This window comes from Cupriavidus sp. WGlv3 (assembly GCF_023952475.1).
In the GTDB taxonomy this organism is placed as follows: Bacteria; Pseudomonadota; Gammaproteobacteria; order Burkholderiales; family Burkholderiaceae; genus Cupriavidus; species Cupriavidus phytorum.
The window spans coordinates 25,491-51,398 of the sequence record NZ_JALHRX010000021.1 but is presented as its reverse complement, the minus strand read 5'-3'; the positions used below and the strand labels follow the sequence as shown (position 1 = coordinate 51,398).

Below are 25,908 nucleotides of genomic sequence, written 5' to 3'. Positions count from 1 at the left end.
GCGCCGAACTCAGTCGACCTTGAGCTTTGCCAGTTCCGGCCGCGCCGGCGGATACGCCGGCTTCAGGTCCTCGAAGACCTTGGTCAGGATCTCGGCCACCATCAGGTTGCGGTGTGTCTTGGAGTCGGCCGGCACCACGTACCACGGGCATTCCGGCGTGCTTGTCGCCTTGATGGCGGCCTCGTAAGCATCCATGTATGCCGTCCAGTGCTTGCGCTCGGCGAGGTCGTTGGTGTCGAATTTCCAGTGCTTCTGCGGGTCTGCCAGCCGCGCTTCGAGCCGCGACTTCTGCTCGTCGCGCGAAATGTGCAGGAAGCACTTGATGATGGTGGTGCCGGTCTCGGTCAGCATCGACTCGAATTCGCGGATCTGGCGCAAGCGCCGCTCGCATTCGGCGGCGTCGATCCAGTCATGCACGCGCGTGACCAGCACGTCTTCGTAGTGGCTGCGGTTGAAGACCACGATCTCGCCCGCCTTCGGCACCTGCTGGTGGATGCGCCACAGGTAGTCGCGCGCCAGCTCCTCGGGCGACGGCGCCTTGAAACCCACCACGCGGATGCCCAGCGGATCGAAGCTGCGGAACACGCCGCGCACGGTGCCGTCCTTGCCGCTGGTGTCCATGCCCTGCAGCACCACCAGCAGCTTGCGGCGGTGCTCGGCATAGAAGATGTCCTGCTGCGCGTCGAGGGCGTTGCTCAACTCGATGATGCGGGCCAGGTCTTCCTCTTTCTTGCCGCATGACAGCGGCTTGCTGCCCGGCTCGAAGTCGGCAAGGCGGAATCGCTTGCCAGAGGTGATGCGGAAATCGTCCAGCGGCATGGGCGCTCCATTCGCGATGATCTGCGGGATCAGGGAATCGGGCGCCCCGGGGACTGCGCTGCAGGGGAGGGAAAAAGGGGCGCGCAGCCCCTATGGTCAGGCCGGCAGGGCCGCCAGGTCAATGCTGCCTTCGAACACAGTGGTGGCCGGGCCGGTCATGCGCACCGGTTCGGCGTCGCCGTCCCAGGCAATGGTCAGCTCGCCGCCATGGGTGTGGACCCGCACCGGCGAATCCAGCAGGCCGCGCCGGATGCCGGCCACCACCGCCGCGCAGGCGCCGGTGCCGCAGGCCAGGGTCTCGCCGGCGCCGCGCTCGTAGACGCGCAGGCGGATGGCGTGGCGGTCAACCACCTGCATGAAGCCGGCGTTGACGCGGTTGGGGAAGGCCGGGTGGTGCTCGATCACCGGGCCGTCCTGCAGCACCGGGAAGTTCTCGACGTCGTCCACCACCTGCACCGCGTGCGGATTGCCCATCGACACCGCCGAGATCCATTCGGTGCGGCCGTTGACCTCGAGGCCGTACAGCGTGTCGGCGCCCTCGGTACGCGTGGGCAGGCCCTGGGCGAGGAACGGCACGCGCGCCGGTTCCAGCTCGGGCGCGCCCATGTCGACCGTGACCTGGCCATCGTCCTGCAGCGTCAGCGTGATCACGCCGTTCATCACCTCGACGCGCACCGAACGCTTGTTGGTCATGCCCTGCTCGGTGACAAAGCGCACGAAGCAGCGCGCGCCATTGCCGCAGTGCTCGACCTCGCTGCCGTCGGCATTGACGATGCGGTAGCGGAAATCGACGTCCGGGCGCGTCGGCTTCTCGACGATCAGGATCTGGTCCGCGCCCACGCCGAAATGCCGGCTGGCCAGCGCGCGCCACTGGGCCGGGGTCAGGTCGATCTGCTGGTGGATGCCGTCGAGCACGACAAAGTCGTTGCCGGCGCCATGCATCTTGGTGAACTTGAGTTTCATGGTGGGGATTGTAGCGGCGCGACGCCGGACGTGCCGGCGCACTTCGCTTCGTAGCGCTCAGTAGATCTCGGGCTCGCCCGGCAGGCGGTGCTTGAAGCGTTTGTGCACCCAATAGTACTCAGGCACGCGTGGACGGATGCAGTCCTCGAAAAAGGCATTCATGCGGCGCGTGTCGTCGGTCACGCTCGCGCCGGGGTAGTGCTCCCACGCCGGCAGCACGCGCAGCACATAGCCCTGGTAGTCGGGCAGCATCTCGGTGTAGATCGGCACCACCCTGGCGCCGGTCAGGCGCGCCAGCCGCGAGACCGAGGTCAGCGTCAGCGCCTGCACGCCGAAGAAGGGCACGAACTCCGAGTCGCGCTCGCCGAAGTCCATGTCGGCGATCAGCTGCAGCGCCTCGCCCTTCTTCAGGCAGCGCAGGATGTCGCGCGCGCTGTCGTTGCGCGAGATCATGTTGGCACCGAAGCGCCCGCGCGCCTGCTTGAGGAAGCCGTCGAACAGCGCGTTCTTCTGCCTGGTATAGAGCGATGCGCCGGAGCGGCCGACACGCTCGCGCAGGTGGATGGTGAGCCGGATCGCGCCGGCTTCCACGCCCGCCAGGTGCAGCGTCACGAGGATGTGCGGCGTGCCGTCGAGCTCGACCAGCCCGGCCTGGTCGTCGATCTGCACCCAGCGGCGCATCTGCGCCTCACTGCCGGTCCAGAAGATGCCGCGCTCGGCAAAGCTGCGGAACAGCAGGCGGAAGCTCTGCCGCGACAGCGCGTCGATCTCGGCCTCGGTGCGGTCGGGGAAACACAGGCGCAGGTTGGCCTGCACTACCTTGCGCCGCTCGCTGGGGATCCGGTACAGCAGGCTGCCCAGCGCCTCGCCGAAGCGCGCGACGAATGGGTAGGGCAGCTTGCCCAGCACGGTCAGCAGGCCGATGCCGAGCCACGTGAACACACGGCTCATGAAGTCGATCGATCAGTCGCCGGCTCGGAATCCGTGCCCTCGGTAGCCGGCGTGTCCGGGATGCCGGGGGTGCCCGCTCCGGCGGGTTGCTTGTAGCGGTTGTAGCCCCACAGGTATTGCGTCGGGCACTGGCGCACCAGTGCTTCGATGGTGCGGTTGATGATCGCGGCGGCGGCGGCCGGATCGTCCGGCAGCATGCCGCCGTCCTCGATCACGCGCAGATGGCCGCGGTAGCCGGCGCCGCGCGGCAGCCGCTCGGCAAAGATCGCCACCACCGGCGCGCCGGTCAGTTGCTGCAGCCGGTGCACCAGCGCCATGGTGTAGGCGGGCTTGCCGAAGAACGGCGCCCAGTTGCCTTCGCCGCCACTGGGCACCTGGTCGGGCAGGATGCCCACCGCCTGGCCGCGCTTGAGCGCCTTCACCAGCATGCGCACGCCGCGCGGCGTGGCCGGCGCCATATGCATGTTGGGCCGGGTGCGCATCTTTTCGATCCAGTCGCGCAGCCACGGCTGGTGCGGCGGCTTGAACAGCGCGGTCACCGGGCGATGCAGGGCGTGGGATTGCGGCAGCACCTCGAAGCAGCCCAGGTGCGGCGTCAGGATGATGATGCCCTTGCCGCGCGCCTGCAGGTTAGCCAGTTCGGGCCAAAGGTGGTCGTCGAAGCCGTACAGCTTCGCGCCGATCCTGCGACGGCTCCAGAAGTAGGGCATCTCGATGATCATGCGCCCGGCCGAGCGGGCGGCCTCGTCGATCATCGCCTCGGTGGCGTCGGGGAAGGCGAGCCTGAAGTTTTCCCGCAGGCGCTGGCCATAGCGGCCCGGCAGGCGGGCGCTCAGCAGGCCCAGCGCGCCGCCCGCGGCCTGCAGCAGCCGCAGTGGAAAACGGGAGATCAGCCAGAATAAAAAAGTCATCAGGCGTGGAAGAAGGGTCCAGGCAAGTCCGCCGCCGGGTCTGTGCCGGGATCAGACGGGCAGGCAGGCGTTGGTCCGGCGTGCCGGCAAGGTGTCGTACCGCACGCCTGTGGCGCTGCAACGACGCCTGCAGGCGCGTATAATAGCGTGTATCGCCGAGTTAACTGACAACTTGCGGGGCGATGCGGCTCTAACCGGGCTGCCTGAAATACCGCTAAAGCGTCGCCGCCATGAACCGAACAGGCTGGCACGCAATAGCCAACCTGGAGAATAAGTTCGTGGCAAACGACTTCCTTTTTACTTCGGAATCCGTCTCCGAAGGCCATCCCGACAAGGTCGCCGACCAGATTTCCGACGCCGTCCTGGACGCCATCCTGGCGCAGGACAAGTATGCGCGTGTGGCAGCTGAGACGCTTTGCAACACCGGTCTGGTGGTGCTGGCCGGGGAAATCACCACGACCGCCAATGTCGACTACATCCAGATCGCGCGCGACACCATCAAGCGCATCGGGTACGACAACACCGATTACGGCATCGACTACAAGGGCTGCGCGGTACTGGTGGCCTATGACAAGCAGTCGCCCGACATCGCGCAGGGCGTCGACCGCGCCTCGGACGACTACCTGAACCAGGGTGCCGGCGACCAGGGCCTGATGTTCGGCTACGCCTGCGACGAGACCCCGGAACTGATGCCGTTCCCGATCTACTATGCGCACCGCCTGGTCGAGCGCCAGTCGCTGCTGCGCCGAGACGGCCGCCTGCCGTGGCTGCGCCCGGACGCCAAGTCGCAGGTCACGGTGCGTTATGTCGACGGCAAGCCGCACAGCGTGGATACCGTGGTGCTGTCGACCCAGCATTCGCCCGACATCACCCAGGCGCAGATCCGCGAGGCCGTGATCGAGGAGATCATCAAGCCGGTGCTGCCGGCCGAGATGCTCAAGGAAACCAAGTACCTGGTGAACCCGACCGGGCGCTTCGTGATCGGCGGGCCGCAGGGCGACTGCGGCCTGACCGGGCGCAAGATCATCGTCGACACCTACGGCGGCGCCTCGCCGCACGGCGGCGGCGCGTTCTCGGGCAAGGACCCGTCCAAGGTCGACCGCTCGGCCGCCTACGCGGCGCGCTACGTGGCCAAGAACGTGGTGGCCTCGGGCCTGGCGCGGCAGTGCCAGGTGCAGGTCAGCTACGCCATCGGCGTGGCGCGGCCAATCAACGTGACGGTCTATACCGAAGGCACCGGCAAGATTCCGGACGCCAAGATCGCGGAGCTGGTGCAGGAGCATTTCGACCTGCGCCCGAAGGGCATCGTGCAGATGCTGGACCTGCTGCGGCCGATCTACGAGAAGACTGCGGCCTATGGCCACTTCGGCCGCGAAGAGCCGGAATTCTCGTGGGAAGCCACCGACAAGGCGGCTGCGCTGCGCGCCGCGGCCGGCCTGTAAGCGCCGCCGCCCGCGTCCGTCGTCCTGACGGCAAGCCCCGCCGGTCCGCAAGGGCCCGCGGGGTTTTTTAACGCGGGTTTGATCGTAGTCCAGCTGCCGCGTGAAGCCGGCGCCACGGCCGGCGCTCGGAGTAAAATTCCGGCACGCCATGCCGCCGCGGCGGCCACCCCCAAACACTGGTAACCGTTCCCAGAGGATGCCATGTCCGAAGCGCCTGTCCTTGCCCCGTCGCCCCTCGCCCGGCCTGCTGCCGCCGGCCAGCTCGACCTGATCCGTCCGCAGCCCTATACGGAGTGGGCGCCCGAGGTCAGCGCCGAAGCGCGCGCCACGCTGCGCCGCGAACTGGAGCAAGGCGCGGTGCTCTATTTCCCCAACCTGAAGTTCCAGTTCCAGCCGGGCGAAGAGCGCTTCCTCGATGCCCGCTATTCCGACGGCAAGTCCAAGAACATCAACCTGCGCGCCGGCGACAACGCGGTGCGCGGCGCGCAGGGCACCGAGCAGGACCTGGCCGGCCTCTACGCGCTGATCCGCCGCTACGCCGACAGCAGCGAGTTGCTGATCCGCACGCTGTTTCCGGAATACATCCCGCACATGACCCGCGCCGGCACCTCGCTGCGGCCCAGCGAGATCGCCGGGCGCCCGGTCAGCTGGCGCAAGGACGACACCCGCCTGCACGTCGATTCATTCCCGTCCAACCCGATGCTGGGCAAGCGCCTGTTGCGCGTGTTCCACAATATCGACCCGGCCGCGCCGCGTGTGTGGCGCGTGGGCGAGCCGTTCGGCGACTTTGCGCAGAAATTCGTGCCCAAGACCCACGGCATGTGGCCGGGGCAGGCGGCGCTGATGAAGCTGCTGCATATCACCAAGCGCCGCCGCTCGGAATACGACCACCGCATGCTGCAGCTGCATGACCTGGCCAAGGCCGACCTGGATTACCAGGCCAACGTGCCGCAGCAGGAATTCCACTTCCCGCCGGGTGCGACCTGGATCGTCTTCAGCGACCAGCTGCTGCACGCGGCCATGCGCGGGCGCGCGATGATGGAGCAGACCATCTACCTGGCGCCGCAGGCGATTTCGGACCACACCCATTCGCCCGAGGCAGTGCTGTCGCGCATGCTCGGGCGGCCGATGCTGGTGTCGTGAGGCGCGGCCTGCGCCGCCCTGCTCCTAACGCAGCAGCAGGCGCAGCATGGTGTCGAAGGTCTTGCCGTAAGGCGGCTTGAGCAGGCCGGCGCCGTTCAGGCTGGCCTGGTGGAATACCGGCTTCACCTTCGAAAAGGTATCGAAGCCCGCCTGCCCGTGATACGCGCCCATGCCGCTGGCGCCGACGCCGCCGAACGGCAGGCCGTCCTGGGCGATATGGAACAGCGTGTCGTTGACGGTGACACCGCCGGCGACGGTCTGCTGCATCACATGGGCGATGGCGCCGCGGTCGCGCTCGAACAGGTACAGCGCCAGCGGCCGCGGGCGCGCGTTGATATAGTCCACCGCGTCGTCGAGGGTGCGGTAGGTCACCACCGGCAAAACCGGCCCGAAGATTTCCTCGCGCATCGCGGTCACGCCGTCGGGCACGTCCAGCAGCAGCACCGGCGGCAGGCGCCGCGCCTGTGCATCCGGCAGCGCCTCCGACAGCGGCACCACGGTCGCACCTTGCGCGGCGGCCTCGTCGACCAGCGCTGCCAGCCGGGCAAAATGCCGCGGGCTGATGATGCTGGTGTAGTCGGGGTTGCGCGCCAGGTCAGGGTAGAGCCGGCCCACGCAGCGGCGCGCCGCGTCCACCAGTTGACCGCGCAAGTCCTCCGGCACCATCACATAATCCGGCGCGATGCAGGTCTGCCCCGCGTTCATCAGCTTGCCCACCAGGATGCGCTCCACCGCGCGCTCCAGGTCGGCGCCGGCGCCGACGATGGCCGGCGACTTGCCGCCCAGCTCCAGCGTCACGGGGGTCAGGTTGGCGGCCGCCGCCCGCATCACATGGTGGCCGACCGCGGTCGAACCCGTGAACAGCAGGTGGTCGAACGGCAGCGCGGTGAAGGCGCTGGCCACGTCGGCATCGCCGTTGATCACCACGATCTCGTCCGGGGCGAAGTGCTGCGGCACCAGTTGCGCGAACAGCGCCGCAAAACGCGGCGTGTATTCCGACAGCTTGACCATGGCGCGATTGCCTGCCGCCAGTGCGCCGGCGAGCGGGCCGACGGTCAGGTACAGCGGATAGTTCCAGGGCACCACGATGCCCACCACGCCGAGCGGCTGCGGCACCAGGCGCGAGCGCCCGGGACGGAACCAGAACCCGGTAGGCGCGCGCCGCACGCGCATCCAGCGCTTGCCGTGGCGCAGCGCATCGTCGATGCCGGCCAGGCTGGGGAACACCTCCAGCAGCGCGGTTTCCTGGCGCGGGCGATTGGTGAAATCGGCGTGGATTGCCGCGGCAATTTCGGCCTGGTTTTCGGTCACCAGGCGTCGCAGGCGTTGCAGGCGATCGGCACGCACGGTCCACGCGGGCAGCTGGTCGCGCCGCGAGGCGGCATGCATCGCACCGAAGACGGACGACAGGTCGGGGACTTCTCGCATGGCTGCGCTCCTGGATTTGCGCGCACATTGGCGCACCATCGCGCAAGATAAGGCAGCGCGACGGCCAAGACAATGGAAGCTTGCTACCAGAAAGCCGATTCAAACGCCCGTCCGGCGCGCTCGCGCGCCTCTCCGTCAAGCCCGTGCCTTTGGTTGCCGCCGCCCCGCTCCGGCCTTGAGCCAGCGCAGCCAGCGCCTACACTGAATCTCACGGCTTGCCATCCGCTGGACGGACAGGGCGCGCGCCGGCGCGGCCCGGCTCACGCATGCGCGCCGCCTGCGGACTCGCGGGGAGACAGATGGAAACCACCTATGACTACGTCATCGTCGGCGCGGGCTCGGCGGGCTGTGCGCTGGCGGGGCGCCTGGCCGACAGCGGCGACGACACCATCGCGCTGATCGAGGCCGGGCACCACGACCACCATGTGCTGGTGCGCACACCCGCCGGGCTGGCCGCGATGCTGCCGCGCGCGGGGGCGCGCAACTACGCCTTTCACACCGTGCCGCAACCGGGCCTGAACGGCCGCCGCGGCTACCAGCCGCGCGGGCGCGGGCTGGGCGGCTGCTCGTCGATCAACGCCATGATCTACACGCGCGGCCGGCCCGCCGACTACGATGCCTGGGCCGACGCCGGCTGCGATGGCTGGTCCTGGGACGACGTGCTGCCGTACTTCCGCCGCGCCGAATGCAACGAGCGCCTGGCGGGCAGCGACGACGATCCGCTGCACGGCGGCAACGGCCCGCTGCATGTCAGCGACCTGCGCACGCCCAACCCGTTCGCCGAGCGCTTTATCGAGGCCGCGCAGCAGGCCGGCTATCCGCGCAACGACGATTTCAACGGCGAAGAACAGGAGGGCATCGGCTGGTACCAGGTCACGCAGCACGCGGGCGAGCGCTGGAACGCCGCGCGCGCCTACCTGCACGGCGGCAACGCGCGCGATCGCGCCTGCAACGGCGGCCGCGCGCGGCTGCGCGTGCTGACCGACACGCAGGCGCTGCGCATCGTCTTCGAAGGTCGCCACGCCGCCGGGGTGCTGGTGCAGCGTGACGGCCGCCAGCAGCTGCTGCGCGCGCGTCGCGACGTGATCGTGTGCGCGGGCACGTTCGGCTCGCCGCAGCTGCTGATGGTCTCCGGGGTCGGACCCGCCGCGCACCTGCGCGAACACGGTATCGACGTAGTTCATGACTTGCCCGGCGTGGGCGCCAACCTGCAGGACCATCTCGACGTGGTGCTGCACAAGCGCACCGCCGTGCCCGAGCTGTTCGGCGTATCGTTCGGCGGGGTTGCCAGGCTGCTGTCCGAAATGCTGCGCTACCGGCGCGAGCGCGCCGGCATGATGTCGAGCAACTTCGCCGAGGCCGGCGGCTTTCTGCGCAGCCACCCGGCGCTGCCCGAGCCCGATCTGCAGCTGCATTTCGTGGTCGGCCTGGCCGATGACCATATGCGCAAGCTAAATCTCGGCCATGGCTATTGCTGCCATGTCTGCCTGCTGCGGCCGCGCAGCCGTGGGGAGGTCCGTCTGGCCGCGGCCGATATCCGGCGCGCGCCGCTGATCGATCCGAAGTATCTGAGCGACGCGCGCGACTTGGACGACCTGGTGGCCGGCGTGCGCATCGTGCGCGGCATCCTGGCACAGCCGCAGCTGTCCTGCTTCGGCGGGCGCGAACTTTATACGGCTGGCCTGCGCGCCGATGGCAGCGACGATGCCGCCGTGCGCGAGCTGATCCGCGAGCGCGCCGACACCATCTACCACCCGGTCGGCACCTGCCGCATGGGCATGGATGCGATGGCGGTGGTCGACCCGCAGCTGCGCGTGCGCGGCGTGGAGGGGTTGCGCGTGGTCGATGCCTCGGTGATGCCCACGCTGATCGGCGGCAACACCAATGCGCCCGCGATCATGATCGGCGAGCGCGCGCACGACCTGATCCGCTATGCGCCGCGGGTGATGCTGCGGGTGCTGGAGTCGATGGAGGCCTAGCCCTCGAAGCCGCGCGACGCCACCCGCCCGAGCGCGCCGGCATCCGCGTCCAGCGTGCCGAACACGCGCCCGTGCTGGCGCCCGAGCCGGCTGGCGACGAACAGCTCGGCGTGCGCGGGTTCGGCATGCGCCAGCATCAGCGCCGCCTGCGCGGTCAGCACCAGGCTTTGGGCAAAGCGGCGCGCATTGGCTTCGAGCTGGTCGGCGTTTTCACGCAGCATGGCCTGCAGCGAGGCCAGTTCCGCGCGCACCGCGGGGTGGCCGCCGGCGCGGCGCGACAGGTCCTGCAGCAGGCGCGCGGCATCGTCCGGATTGCGCTGGAGCGCGCGCAGCACGTCCAGGCACATGATGTTGCCCGAGCCTTCCCAGATCGAATTGACCGGCGCCTCGCGGTACAGCCGCGCCATCGGCCCCTCTTCGACATAGCCGTTGCCGCCCCAGACTTCCATCGCTTCGCCGGTGGCTTCGAGCGTGCGCTTGCACACCCAGAACTTGGCCGCGGGCGTGACCACGCGTTTCCAAGCGGAGGCGAGCGGGTCGGGGTTGTCGCCCTCGGCCTGCGCGAAGGCTTGGCCCAGTTCCATCATCAGCAGCGTGGCGGCTTCGGATTCCAGCGCCAGGTCCGCCAGCACGTTGCGCATCAGCGGCTGGTCGCACAGCAGGCGGCCGAAGGCGCTGCGGTGGCGCGTGTGGTGCAGCGCCTGCACGTAGGCCGCGCGCAGGATCGCGGCGCTGCCGATCACGCAGTCCAGCCGCGTGCTGGTGGCCATCTCGATGATGGTCGGGATGCCGCGGCCTTCCTCGCCGATCAGGATGCCGGTGGCGTCGCGGAACTCGACTTCGCTGCTGGCATTGGAGCGGTTGCCGAGCTTGTCCTTGAGCCGCTGGATCTGCACCGCGTTGCGGCTGCCGTCGTCGCGAAAGCGCGGCACGAAGAAGCACGACAGCGGACCGTCTTCGGCACCCATGCGCGCCACCACCAGATGCGCATCGCACATCGGTGCGGAGAAGAACCACTTGTGCCCGGTCAGCGCGTATTCCGCGCCGCGGCCTTCGCCGCCTGCGCCGTGTAAGGGGCGCGCCACCGTGGTGTTGGCGCGCACGTCGGAGCCGCCTTGCTTCTCGGTCATGCCCATGCCGATCATGATCGCGGTCTTGTCGCGCCAGGGCAGGTCGCGTGCATCATGTTCGGCCGCATAGAGGCGCGGTTCCAGCTCGGTAAACAGCGCGGCTTCCTTGCGCAGCACCGGGATGCTGGCAAAGGTCATGGTGGGCGGGCACAGCGAGCCCGATTCCACCTGCGCCTGCAGGAAGTACCCCGCGGTGCGCGCCGCCCAGGCGCCCGCGCGCGGTTGCGCGAACGGCAGGGCCTGCAGCTGCTGGCCGCGCAGCAGCCCCAGCAGCGCGTGCCAGCCCGGATGGAATTCGACCGTGTCGATGCGCTCGCCGGTGCGGCTGTGGGTGTGCAGCTGCGGCGCATGGCGGTTGGCGTCCGCGGCCCATTGCTGCACTTCCGGCTCGCCCAGGCGCGCGCCGAACTGCCGCAGCGCGTCGGCATGCCAGCCGCCGCCAAGGCGTTCGAGCGCGGCCCGCACGGTGGGATCGCTGTCGAACAGGTTGTAGTGCGCGAGATCCGGCACCTGGTTGAAGACGCGGTGGGTGGCGGCGTCGGTCATGCTGTCTCCTCGAGCGGGGCTAGTCGTTTGCTTGCATGGTAGATCACGCCGCGCGCGCATGAGTGCACGGTCGTCCGCTTTTGGCCCATTTTTGCGGTGCAGCATGCGCGATTCGATACCTTTTTGCACAACTGTGGCACCACCCGCGGCGGCCAACTGGCACTGGCGCCCACCGGTGCTCTGTGCTTAAATTCACCCCGTTGGATGAAACAGGGGTGCCGTGCGGATGGGCCGCGCGGCTGAGAGAGTCCCTTCGAACCCGATCCGGTTAGTACCGGCGTGGGAAGTTTCAGCAAGACCAAGCCTCTTGTCCCCACGGGACTCGCCACCTCGGCCACAAGCCAGGCGGCGCTCACAGGGCTCCTGGTTTCGTCCACCCCGCAAGAGAGAGAGGACGACACCCATGGCCCGTACTGCCCCCGCTGCATCCTTCGAATCGCTCGAAAGCGATCTCGACCAGAAATTCGCCTACCCGGCTTCGAGCAAGACCTACCTGACCGGCAGCCGCCCGGATATCCGCGTGCCGCTGCGCACGATCCTGCAGACTTCCACGCGCACGGAAAAGGGCGACATGCCCAATCCGCCGATCCCGGTCTATGACACTTCGGGCCCGTACAGCGATCCGGACGTGCATATCGACCTGAAGGCCGGCCTGCCGGCGCTGCGCGCCAAGTGGATTGACGAGCGCGGCGATACCGAAGTGCTGCCCGGCCTGTCGTCGGAATACGGCCGCGACCGCGCCAACGACCCGGCCACCGCGCACCTGCGCTTCGCCCAGCTGACCAATCCGCGCCGCGCCAAGGCCGGTGCCAACGTGTCGCAGATGCACTATGCGCGCAAAGGCATCATCACGCCGGAAATGGAATACGTGGCGCTGCGCGAGTCGCTGAACCTGCAGGCGCTGTACGACAAGCCCGAATACAAGGCACTGCTGCGCCAGCATCCGGGCAACGCGCTGGGCGCCGGCCTGCCGCTGCGTCCGGAAGACATCACGCCGGAATTCGTGCGCCAGGAGATCGCCTCGGGCCGCGCCATCATTCCCGCCAACATCAACCACACCGAGCTGGAACCGATGGCGATCGGACGCAATTTCCGCGTCAAGATCAACGGCAACCTCGGCAACTCGGCGGTGACCTCGTCGCTGGCCGAGGAAGTGGAAAAGATGGTGTGGTCGATCCGCTGGGGCGCCGACACCATCATGGACCTGTCCACCGGCAAGCATATCCACGAAACCCGTGAATGGATCCTGCGCAATTCGCCGGTGCCCATTGGCACGGTGCCGATCTACCAGGCCCTGGACAAGACCGGCGGCATCGCCGAGGACCTGACCTGGGAGATGTTCCGCGACACGCTGATCGAGCAGGCCGAGCAGGGCGTGGACTACTTCACCATCCACGCCGGCGTGCTGCTGCGCTACGTGCCGCTGACCGCCGACCGCGTCACCGGCATCGTCTCGCGCGGTGGCTCGATCATGGCCAAGTGGTGCCTGGCGCATCACAAGGAAAACTTCCTGTACACGCACTTCGACGAGATCTGCGAGATCATGAAGGCGTACGACGTGTCGTTCAGCCTCGGCGACGGCCTGCGTCCGGGCTGCATCGCCGACTCCAACGACGAGGCCCAGTTCGGCGAGCTGCGCACGCTGGGCGAGCTCACCGCCAAGGCGTGGAAGCACGATGTGCAGGTGATGATCGAAGGCCCGGGCCACGTGCCGCTGCAGCGCATCCAGGCCAACATGGACGAAGAACTCAAGCATTGCTACGAGGCGCCGTTCTACACGCTGGGACCGCTGGTGACGGACATCGCCCCGGGGTACGACCACATCACCAGCGGCATCGGCGCGGCCAATATCGGCTGGATGGGCACGGCCATGCTGTGCTACGTCACACCCAAGGAGCACCTGGGCCTGCCGGACAAGGAAGACGTGCGTGAGGGCATCATCACCTACAAGATCGCCGCCCACGCCGCGGATCTTGCCAAGGGCTGGCCCGGCGCGCAGCTGCGCGACAACGCGCTGTCGAAGGCGCGCTTCGAGTTCCGCTGGGAAGACCAGTTCAACCTGGGGCTCGACCCGGAACGCGCGCGCTCCTACCACGACGCCACGCTGCCGGCCGAGGGTGCCAAGATCGCCCACTTCTGCTCGATGTGCGGGCCGAAGTTCTGCTCGATGAAGATCACGCAGGAAGTGCGCGACTACGCGGCCTCGCTGCCCAAGGAAGCGCAGCAGGGCATGGAAGAAAAGTCGATCGAGTTCCTGAAGAAGGGCAGCAAGATCTACTCGTAAGGCAGTAGCAGAAAACCTGCCGAAGTCTCGGCAGGACGGGCATGGCCTCGCAAGCCATGCCCGCGCAAGATCCGCCGCCGCGCAGCGCCCCGCGCGGCGGCACCGATAACAAGGAGGCCGGACGCGGCCGCATGGCGCGCCCGGCACAACACCCTCATGACAGCAGTGCAGTCGTTTGACGTCGCCATCCTCGGGGCCGGCCTTGCCGGCCGCCTGGCCGCCTGGTTGCTGGTCCGCAGCGGCGCCCGCGTGGCGCTGGTGGAGCGGGCCGGCCCGGACGGCGCGGGCTCGGCCGCTTACGTGGCCGCGGCCATGCTGGCGCCGCTGGCCGAGTCGGCCATTGCCGAGCGCCGCATCGTCGACCTTGGCATCGCCAGCGTCGACCTGTGGCGCGCCTGGCTGGCCGAGTTGCCGGAGCCGGTCTTCTTCCAGGAAGACGGCACGCTGGTGGTCTGGCATGCGCGCGACCGGGCCGAGATGTCGCTGTTCACCAGCCGCATGCGCGCGGTGGCGCCGCCGGAGCTGGTGGCGCAGCGGCTGCGCGCGCTCGACGGCAAGGGCGTGGGCGAGGTCGAGCCGGCGCTGGCGGGCCGCTTTCCGCAGGGACTGCTGCTGGCCGGCGAAGGCCAGCTCGACAACCGCGGCGCGCTGCGCGCGCTGCTGTCGTGCGCGGTCAGCGAAGGCGTGCATTGCGTGTGGGAGGCGGGCGAGGTCGATGCCGGCTCGCTGCCCCAGCTCGGCATCCACGCCGACGTGGTGCTGGACTGCCGCGGCCTGGGCGCACGCAGCGCGTGGCCGGCGCAGCCGGGCCAGAGCGGGCAGCACGGCCAGCCCGGACTGCGTGGGCTGCGCGGCGAAGTGGTGCGGGTGCATGCGCCCGACGTCAGGCTGCACCGCCCGGTACGCCTGCTGCATCCGCGCTATCCGATCTATATCGCGCCCAAGCCCAACGACCTGTATGTGATCGGCGCCACCGAGCTGGAAAGCGAGGACGATTCGCCGATGAGCGTGCGCTCCGCCTTGGAACTGCTGTCGGCGGCGCATTCGCTGCACCCGGCCTTCGGCGAGGCGCGCGTGCTGGAGCTGAACGTGCAGCGCCGGCCCACGCGGCCGGACCACCTGCCGGCGATCCGCGTCGACCAGCGCGCGCGCGTGGTGCGGGTCAATGGCCTGTACCGCCACGGCTTTCTGATCGCCCCGGCGGTGACCGAGGCCGCCTGCGCGGTGGTGGGCGCGCTGCTCAACGGCGATCCCGCCGCGCATGCCGTGCCTGCCGCGCTGCGCTGGCCCGGTATGATCGAGGCGGTGACGGAAGCGCCGGCGCCCGCCGTTGGCGCGCGCTCCGGCACGCTGCATTAATGCAAGACTGACATGGATATCCTGCTCAACGGCCGACCGCTCGCCCTTGCCGAATCCGCCACGCTGGCGGACGCGGTCAGCGCGGCGCAGATCGCGCCCCCCTTTGCCGCGGCGGTCAACGGCCAGTTCGTGCCGCGCGCCGCGCACGCCAACACCCCTCTTGCGGCCGGCGACCGCATCGACCTCGTGCAACCCGTGACGGGAGGCTGACCCATGACCTTCGAACCTTCCGCAACCCTGCGCGACCCGTTCGTGCTGTATGGCGAGCCGTTCGGCTCGCGCCTGCTGCTCGGCACCGCGCGCTATCCGTCGCCGGCCACGCTGGAAGCGGCCGTGCAGGCCTCGACCCCGGCCATGATCACGGTCGCGCTGCGCCGCCAGGGCGCGGTGGGCGATGGCGAGGGCGGCCAGGCGTTCTGGCAGATGCTCAAGGCGCTGGACGTGCCGGTGCTGCCCAACACCGCCGGCTGCTTCACCGCGCAGGAAGTCATCACCACCGCGATGATGGCACGCGAGGTGTTCGAGACGCCGTGGATCAAGCTCGAGCTGATCGGCGACGACTACACCCTGCAGCCCGACACGCTCAACCTGCCGGCCGTGGCCGAGACCCTGATCAGGGAAGGCTTCAAGGTGCTGCCGTACTGCACCGAGGACCTGGTGCTGTGTCGCCGCCTGCTCGACGTCGGCTGCCAGGCGCTGATGCCGTGGGCCGCGCCGATCGGCACCGGCCGCGGCGCGGTCAACCCGCACGCGATGCGCGTGCTGCGCGAGCGCCTGCCGGATACGCCGCTGATCGTCGATGCCGGCCTGGGCCTGCCGTCGCATGCGGCGCAGGTGCTGGAGTGGGGCTACGACGGCGTGCTACTCAACACCGCGGTGGCGCAGGCCGCCTATCCGGTCGACATGGCGCGCGCCTTCGCCCAGGCCGTGGCCGCGGGCCGCACCGCCTACCTGGCGGGGCCGATGCCCGAGCGCGAAGTCGCGCAGGCCAGCACCCCGGTGGTCGGCATGCCGTTCTGGCACGCCGATGACACGGAGCAGCGCGCATGACCCGCCGCCCCGTGCACGCTCCCAGCGACGGCCCGCTGCGCCAGGCGGTGCTGGAACACTACGGCGACACCTTCGGCGTCGATGACAAGCCGTGGCAGGCCTGGCGCCTGCAAGACGCGCCGGCGCAGCCCGGCGCCCACGACGTGCTGCTGTCAGACGGCGAAGCCGATGCCGACACCATCGCGCGCGTTGCCGCCGCCGGCGCCACGCTGATCGAGACCGACCGCGAAGGCGGCCAGTGGATCGACACCGTGCGCTCGCCGATGGGCACCTGGGTGTTCTCGGTCGCCGCGGATACCGGCCAGCCGCATTCGCCCGCCTTCGTCGCGGTGCTGCTGGCCTGCCTGTCGCTGCATTTCCCGGCCCACGATGCGCTGTGCCTGGCGCGCGCCTGGACCCCGGGCTCGGCCGACTGGCCGTCCGACTTTGCGCGCTTCCCGCACGTGCGCCACGCCGCGCTGGTGGCGCCCGAGGATACCGTCGCGCCGTTCGCGCCATGCCCCGCGCTGGGCCTGTATGTGGTGGTGCCGAGCGCCGACTGGATCGAGCGGCTGGCGCCGCTGAACGTGCCCACGCTGCAGCTGCGCTTCAAGTCCGGCGACGCGGCCGCGGTGCGCGCCGAGATCGCGCGCGCGGCCAGGGCCATGCAGGGCTCGTCGTCGCGCCTGTTTATCAACGACCACTGGCAGGCGGCGCTCGACCATCACGCCGCCCATGGCGCGCACAGTGGCATCTACGGCATCCACCTGGGCCAGGAAGACCTGGACCATGCCGATCTCGATGCGATCCGCGCGTCCGGGTTGCGGCTGGGCGTGTCCACGCACGGTTACGCCGAGATGCTGCGCGTCGCCGCGATCCGCCCCAGCTACCTGGCGCTGGGCGCGATCTTCCCGACCACCACCAAGGTGATGCCGACCCAGCCGCAGGGCATGGGCCGCTTCCGTGCGTATGCGAAGCTGATGCAGCCGGTGATCCCGTCGCTGGTCGGCATCGGCGGCGTCAATGCGTCGAATATGCGCGAAGTGCTGGCGGTGGGCGTCGGCAGCGCCGCCGTGGTGCGCGCCGTCACCGAGGCCGACGACGTGCCGGCCGCGGTGGCCCGCCTCGTCAGCCTGTTCCCTGCCGGCTGAGCGCGCCGTGGCCGCCCCGCGCATACGCCTGGCGGCCATGGATGACCTGCCGCGGCTGCCGGACATCGAGCTGGCCGCCGCCGCGCTGTTCCCGGAAGGCGACCTGCCGGCGCTGCTGCGCCTGGTCAGCACGCCGGAGCCGGCACTGGCCGCGGCGCAGCGCGAAGGGCGCCTGTGGGTGGCCGAGCACGGCGGTGAAATCGCCGGCTTCGCGCTGGCCAGCCGCCATGGCGCCTGCGGCTATCTCGACGAGATGGACGTGCATCCCGACCATGGCCGGCGCGGCATCGGGCGCGCGCTGGTTGGCACCGTGCAGGACTGGGCGCGAGCCGGCGGACTGCGCTCGCTGGGCCTGACCACGTTCGCGCATCTGCGCTGGAATGCGCCGTTCTATGCGTCGATGGGCTTTCGGCAGCTGCAGGACAGCGAGCTATGCCCGTTGCTGTCGCAGGCGCTGGCGGCGCAGCGTGCGGCGGGGCTGCGGCAGCGCGTGGCGATGCGGCAGGTGCTCTGAGGCGACAACCATCGCGTTTCCAAAGATTTGTGCGACATTCGCCCAGCGCCGGGAACCGAGCCAAGACCCGCCGCTATGATGTTGGCCAGCATCCCCGCCAACCCCCCAGCCGTGCCCACCATGTCGATCCAGCTCCCCGCCATCATCCCCGCCGCCCCCGGCACGCCTGAAAAGCCCTATTTCGGCATCGACGTGCCGCTGATGCGCTATTTCGGCCTGCAGCCGGAGCTGATCGAAGAGGGCTACTGCCGCACGCGCCTGCCGGCGCACCCGCAGCTGGTGAACAGCCGCGGCGACGTGCATGGCGGCACGCTGATGGCGACGCTCGACTTCACCCTGAGTGGCGCCGCGCGCTCGCATGCGCCGACCGAAACCGGCGTGATCACCATCGACATGTCGACCCATTTCCTGGCTGCCGCGCGCGGCGAGCTGACGCTGGAAGCGCGCTGCCTGCGCCGCGGCGCGCGCATTGCGTTCTGCGAGGGCGAAGTGAAGGATGCCGACGGCAATGTGGTATGCGTGGCGCGCGCCGCGTTCAAGCTGGTGCCGTTGTCCAGCGGCGGCAACTGAGTGATGCCAGAGCCGCGCGCCGCTCAGCCCAGCGCGCGCGGCGCGAAGGCGTGATTCAGCGGGCCGTTGCCGCCGCCCAGCCGCAAGCCTGCACCGGCGGCAATGGCCTGCGCCACATAGTCCAGCGCGGTCCCGACCGCCGCTTCCAGCGCATCGCCGCGCGCCAGCTGCGACGCGATCGCGGCCGCCAGCGTGCAGCCGGTGCCGTGCAGGTTGCGGGTCTCGACGCGCGGGTGCGTGAACACGCGCACGGTTCCGTCCTTCAGCATCAGCATGTCGTCCAGCCCGCCGGCGCGGCCCGCCGCGCCATCGTCTTCGAGGTGGCCGCCCTTGAGCAGCACGGCCGGGCAACCCAGCGCGATCAGGTCGGCGGCGGCCTGTTCCATGTCGGCGCGGCGCGCGATCCTGCGGCCCAGCAGGTAGGAGGCTTCAGGCAGGTTGGGCGTGACCAGCAGCGCGCGCGGGAACAGCAGCCGCACCATGGCCTGCGTGGTGGCGTCGTCGGACAGCGTCGCGCCCGAGGTCGAGATCATCACCGGGTCCACCACCAGCTTGCGGATGCCGTGCCGGTCTGCCGCCGCGGCCACCGCCTCGACGATGGCGGCGGTGCCCAGCATGCCGGTCTTGGCCGCGTCCACGCCGATATCGCCGGCGACCGCGTCGATCTGCGCGGCCACCATGTCGGCCGGGATCGCATGCACGCCGGTCACGCCCAGCGTGTTCTGCGCGGTGATCGCGGTGATCGCGCTCATGCCGAAGCAGCCCAGTGCGGAAAAGGTCTTCAGGTCGGCCTGGATGCCGGCGCCGCCGCCGGAGTCGGAACCGGCGATGGTCAGGGTACGGGGTGGCGTTGGGATCATCTGTGCGGAAATCAAGGAGGGCCGGTGCGCAAGGCCTCCGGGCACGCTACAATACCGCCACTCCGAGGAGCGTTGCAACGGATGGAGGCCCGCGAAGCACATCGCGCGGCCGGCGGCACAGCCGCCCCTGCCATCCGCCAGGCTCGGACTGTCTTCAACGGCGCTCGCTGATCCGTGGTCCGCACGGAAGCGAGTCGACCTATCCGCGTGCTTCGCATGAGCCCGAGCGCCATGCACGGCCGCTAGACCCCCGTACTCGTCAACTGCGTGCCACTCTTCACCGGGAGTGAAACATGAACGCTGTGACCGACCTGAAGCAGGACTACCTCGTCGCCGACATCAACCTGGCCGGCTGGGGCCGCAAGGAAATCGCCATTGCCGAGACCGAGATGCCCGGCCTGATGGCGATCCGCGACGAGTTCGCCGCCGCGCAGCCGCTCAAGGGCGCGCGCATCGCCGGCTCGCTGCACATGACGATCCAGACCGCCGTGCTGATCGAGACGCTCAAGGCGCTGGGTGCCGACGTGCGCTGGGCCTCGTGCAATATCTTCTCGACGCAGGACCACGCCGCCGCCGCGATCGCCGCGGGCGGCACGCCCGTGTTCGCTTTCAAGGGCGAATCGCTGAAGGAATACTGGGACTTCACGCACCGCATCTTCGACTGGTCTGACGGCGGCACCCCCAACATGATCCTCGACGACGGCGGCGACGCCACGCTGCTGCTGCACCTGGGCGCGCGCGCGGAAAAGGACGCTTCGGTGATCGCCAACCCGGGCAGCGAGGAAGAAACCTTCCTGTTCGCCGCGATCAAGGAAAAGCTGGCCAAGGATTCCAGCTGGTACAGCCGCAACCTGGAAGCCATCCGCGGCGTGACCGAGGAAACCACCACCGGCGTGCACCGCCTGTACCAGATGGCGCAGAAGGGCGAACTGAAATTCCCCGCCATCAACGTCAACGACTCGGTCACCAAGAGCAAGTTCGATAACCTGTATGGTTGCCGCGAATCGCTGGTGGATGGCATCAAGCGTGCCACCGACGTGATGATCGCCGGCAAGATCGCCATCGTGGCCGGCTACGGCGACGTGGGCAAGGGCAGCGCGCAGGCGCTGCGCGCGCTGTCGGCGCAGGTGTGGGTTACCGAGATCGACCCGATCTGCGCGCTGCAGGCCGCGATGGAAGGCTACCGCGTGGTCACCATGGACTACGCCGCCGAGCATGGCGATATCTTCGTCACCTGCACCGGCAACTACCATGTCATCACCCATGAGCACATGGCCAAGATGAAGGACCAGGCCATCGTCTGCAACATCGGCCACTTCGACAACGAGATCGACATCGCCTCGATCGAGAAATACGAGTGGGACGAGATCAAGCCGCAGGTCGACCATGTCAAGTTCCCGGACGGCAAGAAGCTGATCATCCTGGCCAAGGGCCGCCTGGTGAACCTGGGCTGCGCCACCGGCCACCCGTCGTATGTGATGAGCAGCTCGTTCGCCAACCAGACCATCGCGCAGATCGAGCTCTGGCAGGAGCGCGACAGCGGCAAGTACCCCGTCGGCGTCTACACGCTGCCCAAGCACCTGGACGAGAAGGTCGCGCGCCTGCAGCTGCGCAAGCTGAACGCGCAGCTGACCGAGCTGACCGAGCAGCAGGCCGCTTACATCGGCGTGAAGAAGGAAGGCCCGTACAAGGCGGATCACTACCGCTATTGATGCGCGCAGGAAGGTAGGAACTTCCCTCTCCCGCTTGCGGGAGAGGGAAGCAGCCCCGCTATTGAGCCAACCCAAGGAACCGTCATGAGACTACTGGTCGTCTGGATCATCAACGCCGTCGCGCTGTTCGTCTTGCCGTACATCATCCCGTCGATCCACATCAAGAGCTTCGGCTCGGCGATGCTGGCGGCGCTGGTGCTGGGCCTGGTCAATACGCTGATCCGTCCGATCCTGGTGATCCTGACGCTGCCGGTTACGCTGCTGACGCTGGGGTTGTTTATCTTCGTCATCAACGCCCTGCTGTTCCTGTTCGTCGGCAACCTGCTGTCGGGCTTTACCGTCGGCGGCTTCTGGGCGGCCTTGCTGGGCTCGATCCTGTACAGCGTGATCTCGTGGCTGCTGGCCAGCCTGCTGCTGGGCAACCGCGACGACTGACCTTATTCCGCGCGCGGCGGCAACGCGGCGCGCCACCATCATGCAAGACCGCTACTTCAGCTTTGAATTCTTCCCGCCCAAGACGGCGGAGGGCACCGAGAAGCTGCGCAACACGCGCGCGCAGCTGGCACCGCTCAAGCCCAAGTACATCTCGGTGACGTTCGGCGCCGGCGGCACCACGCAGCAGGGCACGCTCGACGCCGTGCTGGAAATCCAGCGCGAAGGCATCGAGGCCGCGCCGCACCTGTCGTGCGTGGGCTCGTCGCGCGAAAGCATCCGCGCGATCCTGCAGCAGTACCGCGACGGCGGCATCCGCCATATCGTCGCGCTGCGCGGCGACATGCCGTCGGGCATGGGCGAGATCGGCGAGTTCCGCTACGCCAACGAACTGGTCGAGTTCATCCGCGCCGAGACCGGCGACTGGTTCAATATCGAAGTCGCGGCGTACCCCGAGTACCACCCGCAGGCCAAGTCGCCGCGCCATGACCTCGACAACTTCGTGCGCAAGGTCAGGGCCGGTGCCGACTCGGCGATCACGCAGTACTTCTACAACGCCGACGCTTACTTCCGCTTTGTCGACGACGTGCGCGCGCTCGGCGTCGAGGTGCCGATCGTGCCGGGCATCATGCCGATCACCAACTACTCGCAGCTGATGCGCTTCTCGGAGATGTGCGGCGCCGAAGTGCCGCGCTGGGTGGCCAAGCGGCTGGAGAGCTTCGGCGACGACCGCGAGTCGATCCGCGCCTTCGGCCTCGACGTGGTCACCGCGCTGTGCGAGCGGCTGCTGGCCGCGGGCGTGCCGGGGCTGCATTTCTATACGCTCAACGCAGCCGGCGCGACCAAGGCGATCTGGCAGCGCCTGAAGCTGTAATCCGGCAATGGCCACGCGCCGCCCCGACCCCTTCATCGAACACCTGCTCGAGCTGATGGGGCCGCTGGCGGCGCGCATCGGCCCGGTCACGGCGAAACGGATGTTCGGCGGCCACGGCCTGTTCTACGACGGGCTGATGTTCGCGCTGGTGTCGGGCGGCACCTGCTACCTGAAGGCGGATGAGGCCACGCGTGCGAAGTTTGAGGCCGAGGGCAGCGAGCCGTTCCGCTACCAGTCCTCCCGGCGCGAAGTCACCATGCGCCACTACCTCAGCCTGCCGCCCGCCGCGCTGGAGTCGCCGGCGGCGATGACGCCGTGGGCCAAGTTGGCGGTGGAGGCGGCGCTGCGGCTCGGGAATGCGGGCTGAGCCGGCACCCATCGCCCGATCGGTGCCATACTCGTCCCATGGTCACCGCCACCTTCCGTTTCTACGAGGAACTGAACGACTTCCTCGCGCCGGACCAGCGCCGGCGCGACCTGTCGTGCGTGTGTGCGCGTGCGGCCACGGTCAAGCACATGATCGAGGCGCTGGGCGTGCCGCATACCGAGGTCGAGCTGATCCTGGTCAACGGCGAATCGAGCGGGTTCGAGCGGCAGCTGCGTGATGGCGACCGGGTCTCGGTCTATCCCAAGTTCGAACGGATCGACGTGTCTGCGCTGCTGCGGGTACGCGAGCAGCCGCTGCGGGTAATGCGCTTTGTCGCCGACGCGCACCTTGGCGGGCTGGCGCATCTGCTGCGCATGACCGGCTTCGACACGCTCTACGACAACCATTTCGAAGACAGCGAGATCGAGCGCATCGCGGTCGACGAGGGCCGCATCGTGCTGACGCGCGACCGCGAACTGCTCAAGCGCCGCGGCATCACGCACGGCTGCTATGTGCGCGCGCTCAAGTCGCGCCAGCAGGTGCGCGAGATCTTCGCGCGGCTGGATCTGGCGCGCAGCGCGCGGCCGTTTTCGCTGTGCCTGGACTGCAATGCGCCGCTGCGCGCGCTGGATCCGGCCGGCGCGGCCGGACGCGTGCCGGACGGCGTGCTGGCGCGCCATCGCAGCTTCGTCACCTGCGACCGCTGCCTGCGGGTGTTCTGGGAAGGCTCGCACTGGCGCTGCATGCGCGCGCTGGTCGACGAGCTGGTGCAGGGCGTCGGGCCCGATCCGGGCTAGAACGCGCCCGACTCCGTCACGATCCAGTCCATGGCGATGTCGTGCGGCTGCGCCTGCAGCGCGATACGGCAGGCGTCGTAGCCGATGCCGATGGCGACCGGCCGCTGCGCCATGGCAGCCAGGGTGCGGTCGTAGAAACCACCGCCGTAGCCCAGGCGGAACTTGTCCGGGCTGAAACCGACACAGGGAATGAGCAGCGCATCCGGCATCGCGGCCTCGGTGCCGTCGGGCACCGGGATGCCGTAGTGGCCGGTGGCCATGGGCGTATCCGGCGTCCACAGGTGGAAATCCAGCGGCGTGCCGGGGCGGCTGACCGAAGGCAGCGCGGCATGGCGGCCGGGCACGGCGGCGAGCCACTGCGCCACCGCGGCGCGCGCGTCGAACTCTTGCTGGATCGGCCAGTAGAAGCCCAGGCAGCGCACCGCCAGGCCCGCCAGCAGTTCGGACAGCGCGGCGGCGATACGGGCATCGGCGGCGGCGCGCGCGGGCAGGGCGCTGCGCTGCGCCAGCAGTTGCGCGCGCAGCGCGCGGCGGTCGGCGGCGGGGGGGGATGTAGTCTCAGGAGTGGAAGACATGGCGTGGGATAATGCCCTCGTCCGAACCAACACGGATGGCGGCGCCGCGGTTCTCGGCACACGGTGCAGGCGCGGGCGCCGCCGTCATCGACAAGGAAGAAGAATGCTGAAGGGAGTATATCTGCAGCGTGCAGGCCGGGCCGCCTGGATCGCGCTTGCATGTGCATTGCTTGTCACGCCCGTCCACGCGCAGAAGCGCCCGCAGGCGGTCACGCGCGCGCCGTCGACGGTGATCCCCAGCGATCCCGACGAGGCCTTCACCGCGCTGCGCGAAGCCGCGCGCAAGAACGACGTCGAACGCGCCTACGCGATCTCGGCCACGCTGGTGGACTACCCGGTGCCGTCCTATGTCGAGTACTTCCGCATCAAGCCGCAGCTGTTCGACGCCAGCGGCCTGGCCCGCATCGATGCGCCGGACGACCAGGTGCGCGTGTTCCTGCAGCGCTACAAGGGCGACGCGATTGCCGACCGCATGCGCAATGACTGGCTGCTGGTGCTGGGCAAGAAGCGCGACTGGGCCAATTTCGATGTCGAATACCCGCAGTTCGCGCTCAAGGACGATACCCAGGTCGAGTGCTATGCGCTGCTGTCGCGCGCGCTCAAGGGCCAGAACGTGGCCGCCGATGCGCGCAACGTGCTGAGCGACCCCAGGTACTACGGCGAAGGCTGCGTCGACCTGATCGGCTATCTGGTCCAGAGCCAGCAGATCCAGCGCAGCGACCTGGCCTTCCAGGCGCGGCTGGCGCTGGAGCAGAACTACGTCACGCTGGCCGGCAAGATCGCGGCGCTGGTCCCTGACGCGCGCGTGGATGGCGATACCCTTGCCACCATCGTCAAGATGGCGCGCTCCGACCCGTCGCAGGCGGCGGCCTACCTGGCCACGGCCCAGGGCACGCTGTCGCGCGACGAGCAGGGTGCGGCGTGGGGTGTGATCGGCCAGTTCGCGGCCAAGAAGCTGCTGCCCGAGGCGGCCGGCTATTACCGCCGCCAGATGGATCTGGGCGGCAACCAGTGGCTGTCCGACGACACCCAGGAATGGCGCGTGCGCGCCGCGCTGCGCCAGGGCGACTGGAAGCAGGTGCGCCAGGCGGTCGAGCTGATGCGCCCGGAACTGCGCGGCAAGGACCCGGCCTGGATCTACTGGTACGGCCGCGCGCTCAAGGCCGACGGCCGCGACACCGAGGCCCAGCAGAACTTCCAGCAGATTGCCGGGCAGTTCAACTTCTACGGCCAGCTCGCCAGCGAAGAACTGGGCAACCGCATCACGCTGCCGCCGCGCACCACCGTCAGCGACGCCGAGGCCATGGCGATGCGCGCGCGCCCCGGTTTTCAGCGCGCGCAGAAGTTCTACGCCATGAACCTGCGCTTCGAGGGCAACCGCGAGTGGAACTGGGAGCTGCGCAATATGAGCGATCGCGAGCTGCTGGCCGCCGCCGAATATGCGCGCCGCCTCGAGCTGCTCGACCGCACCGTCAACTCGGCCGACCGCACCCGCAACGAGCATGACTTCGCGCTGCGCTTCCTGATGCCGTACCGCGACATCATGCAGCGCGCCACCGACGAGGTTGGCCTCGACATGGCATGGGTGTACGGCCTGATCCGCCAGGAATCGCGCTTCATCATGAATGCGCGCTCGTCGGCGGGGGCGCATGGCCTGATGCAGGTGATGCCGGCCACGGCAAAATACGTGGCGCGCAAGATCGGCATGAGCGACTTTTCGCCGTCGATGATGGGCGATCCCACCATCAACATCCAGCTCGGCACCAACTACCTGAACATGGTGCTGACCGACCTGGACAGCTCCTGGACGCTGGCCTCGGCCGCCTACAACGCCGGCCCGGGCCGGCCCAAGGCCTGGCGCAGCACGCTGGCGCGGCCGGTGGAAGGCGCGATCTTTGCAGAGACCATCCCGTTCAATGAAACGCGCGGCTATGTGAAGAATGTGCTTTCCAACGCTACGTACTATGCTGCATTGATGAGTGGCCGGCCGCAGTCGCTGAAGTCGCGCCTGGGCACGGTCGCGCCGTCGGCGGTGACCACCACCAGCCTGCCCTGAAGTCATCTTTTCCGGT

Annotated in this window: 24 protein-coding genes and 2 riboswitches; of the genes, 16 read left to right on the top strand and 8 right to left on the bottom strand. The window is 68.8% G+C overall.

What is annotated here, in order from left to right; translation table 11 throughout:
- Positions 1 to 9: 9 nt before the first annotated feature.
- From MKD38_RS25700 to MKD38_RS25685, 4 genes are all read right to left on the bottom strand, one after another.
- Positions 10 to 819, bottom strand: a complete 810-nt coding sequence (locus MKD38_RS25700) for a polyphosphate kinase 2 family protein (RefSeq protein ID WP_252681409.1) — start codon at positions 817 to 819, stop codon at positions 10 to 12.
- Between the two features lie 96 nt (positions 820 to 915).
- Positions 916 to 1,782: a diaminopimelate epimerase gene (gene dapF, locus MKD38_RS25695; RefSeq protein WP_252681406.1), complete on the bottom strand. Its 867-nt coding sequence runs from the start codon at positions 1,780 to 1,782 to the stop codon at positions 916 to 918.
- 57 nt (positions 1,783 to 1,839) lie between these two features.
- Complete coding sequence (locus MKD38_RS25690) at positions 1,840 to 2,733, bottom strand: lipid A biosynthesis lauroyl acyltransferase (RefSeq protein WP_252681404.1); 894 nt, start codon at positions 2,731 to 2,733, stop codon at positions 1,840 to 1,842.
- Complete coding sequence (locus MKD38_RS25685) at positions 2,730 to 3,644, bottom strand: lysophospholipid acyltransferase family protein (protein WP_252681402.1); 915 nt, start codon at positions 3,642 to 3,644, stop codon at positions 2,730 to 2,732. The genes MKD38_RS25690 and MKD38_RS25685 overlap by 4 nt, the downstream gene beginning before the upstream one ends.
- Positions 3,645 to 3,922: 278 nt before the next feature.
- Between MKD38_RS25685 and metK the strand changes: the two genes are divergently transcribed.
- Both metK and kdoO read left to right on the top strand, forming a co-directional pair.
- Complete coding sequence (gene metK / locus MKD38_RS25680; RefSeq protein ID WP_010813318.1) at positions 3,923 to 5,086, top strand: methionine adenosyltransferase; 1,164 nt, start codon at positions 3,923 to 3,925, stop codon at positions 5,084 to 5,086.
- A gap of 201 nt (positions 5,087 to 5,287) precedes the next feature.
- Complete coding sequence (gene kdoO, locus MKD38_RS25675) at positions 5,288 to 6,229, top strand: Kdo hydroxylase KdoO (RefSeq protein WP_252681398.1); 942 nt, start codon at positions 5,288 to 5,290, stop codon at positions 6,227 to 6,229.
- Between the two features lie 24 nt (positions 6,230 to 6,253).
- Here kdoO and MKD38_RS25670 read toward each other — a convergent pair whose 3' ends face one another.
- A complete protein-coding gene (locus MKD38_RS25670; protein ID WP_252681394.1) occupies positions 6,254 to 7,657 on the bottom strand; it encodes a coniferyl aldehyde dehydrogenase in 1,404 nt (467 codons plus the stop codon).
- Positions 7,658 to 7,956: 299 nt separating this feature from the next.
- On the opposite strand from MKD38_RS25670, the gene MKD38_RS25665 reads away from it, so the two are divergent.
- Positions 7,957 to 9,636: a GMC family oxidoreductase gene (locus MKD38_RS25665; RefSeq protein WP_252681392.1), complete on the top strand. Its 1,680-nt coding sequence runs from the start codon at positions 7,957 to 7,959 to the stop codon at positions 9,634 to 9,636.
- On the opposite strand, the gene MKD38_RS25660 is transcribed toward MKD38_RS25665, so the two are convergent.
- Positions 9,633 to 11,312 carry an acyl-CoA dehydrogenase family protein gene (locus tag MKD38_RS25660; protein ID WP_252681390.1) on the bottom strand — a complete coding sequence of 560 codons (1,680 nt, stop codon included), beginning with the start codon at positions 11,310 to 11,312 and terminating at the stop codon, positions 9,633 to 9,635. The two genes, MKD38_RS25665 and MKD38_RS25660, sit on opposite strands and share 4 nt — an antisense overlap.
- 201 nt (positions 11,313 to 11,513) lie before the next feature.
- Positions 11,514 to 11,615, top strand: a riboswitch (TPP riboswitch).
- A 100-nt stretch (positions 11,616 to 11,715) separates the two neighbouring features.
- Here MKD38_RS25660 and thiC point away from each other — a divergent pair.
- The 7 genes from thiC (at position 11,716) to MKD38_RS25625 (ending at position 18,219) form a co-directional block, all read left to right on the top strand.
- The gene (gene thiC / locus MKD38_RS25655) at positions 11,716 to 13,596 is read left to right on the top strand and encodes a phosphomethylpyrimidine synthase ThiC (RefSeq protein ID WP_115707857.1); all 1,881 of its coding nucleotides are present in this window, start codon (positions 11,716 to 11,718) and stop codon (positions 13,594 to 13,596) included.
- A gap of 156 nt (positions 13,597 to 13,752) precedes the next feature.
- Positions 13,753 to 14,955 (top strand): FAD-dependent oxidoreductase, encoded by a 1,203-nt coding sequence (locus tag MKD38_RS25650; RefSeq protein WP_252681388.1) that lies wholly within the window; start codon positions 13,753 to 13,755, stop codon positions 14,953 to 14,955.
- A 12-nt stretch (positions 14,956 to 14,967) separates the two neighbouring features.
- Complete coding sequence (gene thiS, locus MKD38_RS25645; protein WP_012351522.1) at positions 14,968 to 15,165, top strand: sulfur carrier protein ThiS; 198 nt, start codon at positions 14,968 to 14,970, stop codon at positions 15,163 to 15,165.
- Between the two features lie 3 nt (positions 15,166 to 15,168).
- Entirely contained in the window at positions 15,169 to 16,005 is an 837-nt protein-coding gene (locus MKD38_RS25640) for a thiazole synthase (protein WP_252681387.1), read from the top strand.
- Positions 16,002 to 17,135, top strand: coding sequence for a thiamine phosphate synthase (locus MKD38_RS25635; protein ID WP_252681385.1), 1,134 nt, complete (start codon positions 16,002 to 16,004; stop codon positions 17,133 to 17,135). Before MKD38_RS25640 ends, MKD38_RS25635 begins: the two co-directional genes overlap by 4 nt.
- A gap of 7 nt (positions 17,136 to 17,142) precedes the next feature.
- On the top strand, positions 17,143 to 17,649 hold the full coding sequence (locus MKD38_RS25630) for a GNAT family N-acetyltransferase (protein ID WP_252681383.1): 507 nt from the start codon (positions 17,143 to 17,145) through the stop codon (positions 17,647 to 17,649).
- A gap of 120 nt (positions 17,650 to 17,769) precedes the next feature.
- A complete protein-coding gene (locus MKD38_RS25625; protein WP_252681381.1) occupies positions 17,770 to 18,219 on the top strand; it encodes a PaaI family thioesterase in 450 nt (149 codons plus the stop codon).
- A gap of 23 nt (positions 18,220 to 18,242) precedes the next feature.
- On the opposite strand, the gene thiD is transcribed toward MKD38_RS25625, so the two are convergent.
- Positions 18,243 to 19,079 carry a bifunctional hydroxymethylpyrimidine kinase/phosphomethylpyrimidine kinase gene (thiD, locus tag MKD38_RS25620; protein ID WP_252681378.1) on the bottom strand — a complete coding sequence of 279 codons (837 nt, stop codon included), beginning with the start codon at positions 19,077 to 19,079 and terminating at the stop codon, positions 18,243 to 18,245.
- Between the two features lie 58 nt (positions 19,080 to 19,137).
- Positions 19,138 to 19,252, top strand: a riboswitch (S-adenosyl-L-homocysteine riboswitch).
- Between the two features lie 120 nt (positions 19,253 to 19,372).
- Between thiD and ahcY the strand changes: the two genes are divergently transcribed.
- The 5 genes from ahcY (at position 19,373) to MKD38_RS25595 (ending at position 23,261) form a co-directional block, all read left to right on the top strand.
- Entirely contained in the window at positions 19,373 to 20,791 is a 1,419-nt protein-coding gene (gene ahcY, locus MKD38_RS25615) for an adenosylhomocysteinase (protein WP_252681375.1), read from the top strand.
- A gap of 84 nt (positions 20,792 to 20,875) precedes the next feature.
- Entirely contained in the window at positions 20,876 to 21,226 is a 351-nt protein-coding gene (locus MKD38_RS25610; RefSeq protein WP_012351530.1) for a phage holin family protein, read from the top strand.
- 40 nt (positions 21,227 to 21,266) lie between these two features.
- Positions 21,267 to 22,097: a methylenetetrahydrofolate reductase [NAD(P)H] gene (gene metF, locus MKD38_RS25605; RefSeq protein WP_111521693.1), complete on the top strand. Its 831-nt coding sequence runs from the start codon at positions 21,267 to 21,269 to the stop codon at positions 22,095 to 22,097.
- A gap of 7 nt (positions 22,098 to 22,104) precedes the next feature.
- On the top strand, positions 22,105 to 22,464 hold the full coding sequence (locus MKD38_RS25600) for a TfoX/Sxy family protein (protein ID WP_252681373.1): 360 nt from the start codon (positions 22,105 to 22,107) through the stop codon (positions 22,462 to 22,464).
- Positions 22,465 to 22,502: 38 nt separating this feature from the next.
- A complete protein-coding gene (locus tag MKD38_RS25595) occupies positions 22,503 to 23,261 on the top strand; it encodes a Mut7-C RNAse domain-containing protein (RefSeq protein WP_252681370.1) in 759 nt (252 codons plus the stop codon).
- Here MKD38_RS25595 and MKD38_RS25590 read toward each other — a convergent pair.
- Complete coding sequence (locus MKD38_RS25590; protein ID WP_252681367.1) at positions 23,258 to 23,836, bottom strand: 5-formyltetrahydrofolate cyclo-ligase; 579 nt, start codon at positions 23,834 to 23,836, stop codon at positions 23,258 to 23,260. The two genes, MKD38_RS25595 and MKD38_RS25590, sit on opposite strands and share 4 nt — an antisense overlap.
- 103 nt (positions 23,837 to 23,939) lie before the next feature.
- Between MKD38_RS25590 and MKD38_RS25585 the strand changes: the two genes are divergently transcribed.
- Positions 23,940 to 25,892 carry a lytic transglycosylase domain-containing protein gene (locus MKD38_RS25585; protein ID WP_252681365.1) on the top strand — a complete coding sequence of 651 codons (1,953 nt, stop codon included), beginning with the start codon at positions 23,940 to 23,942 and terminating at the stop codon, positions 25,890 to 25,892.
- Positions 25,893 to 25,908 lie beyond the last annotated feature (16 nt).

Bases quoted from the DNA above. Each gene is read 5' to 3' on its own strand.
- MKD38_RS25700 (WP_252681409.1), bottom strand. From the start codon at position 819: ATGCCGCTGGACGATTTCCGCATCACCTCTGGCAAGCGATTCCGCCTT.
- dapF (WP_252681406.1), bottom strand. From the start codon at position 1,782: ATGAAACTCAAGTTCACCAAGATGCATGGCGCCGGCAACGACTTTGTC.
- MKD38_RS25690 (WP_252681404.1), bottom strand. From the start codon at position 2,733: ATGAGCCGTGTGTTCACGTGGCTCGGCATCGGCCTGCTGACCGTGCTG.
- MKD38_RS25685 (WP_252681402.1), bottom strand. From the start codon at position 3,644: ATGACTTTTTTATTCTGGCTGATCTCCCGTTTTCCACTGCGGCTGCTG.
- kdoO (WP_252681398.1), top strand. From the start codon at position 5,288: ATGTCCGAAGCGCCTGTCCTTGCCCCGTCGCCCCTCGCCCGGCCTGCT.
- MKD38_RS25670 (WP_252681394.1), bottom strand. From the start codon at position 7,657: ATGCGAGAAGTCCCCGACCTGTCGTCCGTCTTCGGTGCGATGCATGCC.
- MKD38_RS25665 (WP_252681392.1), top strand. From the start codon at position 7,957: ATGGAAACCACCTATGACTACGTCATCGTCGGCGCGGGCTCGGCGGGC.
- MKD38_RS25660 (WP_252681390.1), bottom strand. From the start codon at position 11,312: ATGACCGACGCCGCCACCCACCGCGTCTTCAACCAGGTGCCGGATCTC.
- thiC (WP_115707857.1), top strand. From the start codon at position 11,716: ATGGCCCGTACTGCCCCCGCTGCATCCTTCGAATCGCTCGAAAGCGAT.
- MKD38_RS25650 (WP_252681388.1), top strand. From the start codon at position 13,753: ATGACAGCAGTGCAGTCGTTTGACGTCGCCATCCTCGGGGCCGGCCTT.
- thiS (WP_012351522.1), top strand. From the start codon at position 14,968: ATGGATATCCTGCTCAACGGCCGACCGCTCGCCCTTGCCGAATCCGCC.
- MKD38_RS25640 (WP_252681387.1), top strand. From the start codon at position 15,169: ATGACCTTCGAACCTTCCGCAACCCTGCGCGACCCGTTCGTGCTGTAT.
- MKD38_RS25635 (WP_252681385.1), top strand. From the start codon at position 16,002: ATGACCCGCCGCCCCGTGCACGCTCCCAGCGACGGCCCGCTGCGCCAG.
- MKD38_RS25625 (WP_252681381.1), top strand. From the start codon at position 17,770: ATGTCGATCCAGCTCCCCGCCATCATCCCCGCCGCCCCCGGCACGCCT.
- thiD (WP_252681378.1), bottom strand. From the start codon at position 19,079: ATGATCCCAACGCCACCCCGTACCCTGACCATCGCCGGTTCCGACTCC.
- ahcY (WP_252681375.1), top strand. From the start codon at position 19,373: ATGAACGCTGTGACCGACCTGAAGCAGGACTACCTCGTCGCCGACATC.
- MKD38_RS25610 (WP_012351530.1), top strand. From the start codon at position 20,876: ATGAGACTACTGGTCGTCTGGATCATCAACGCCGTCGCGCTGTTCGTC.
- metF (WP_111521693.1), top strand. From the start codon at position 21,267: ATGCAAGACCGCTACTTCAGCTTTGAATTCTTCCCGCCCAAGACGGCG.
- MKD38_RS25600 (WP_252681373.1), top strand. From the start codon at position 22,105: ATGGCCACGCGCCGCCCCGACCCCTTCATCGAACACCTGCTCGAGCTG.
- MKD38_RS25595 (WP_252681370.1), top strand. From the start codon at position 22,503: ATGGTCACCGCCACCTTCCGTTTCTACGAGGAACTGAACGACTTCCTC.
- MKD38_RS25590 (WP_252681367.1), bottom strand. From the start codon at position 23,836: ATGTCTTCCACTCCTGAGACTACATCCCCCCCCGCCGCCGACCGCCGC.
- MKD38_RS25585 (WP_252681365.1), top strand. From the start codon at position 23,940: ATGCTGAAGGGAGTATATCTGCAGCGTGCAGGCCGGGCCGCCTGGATC.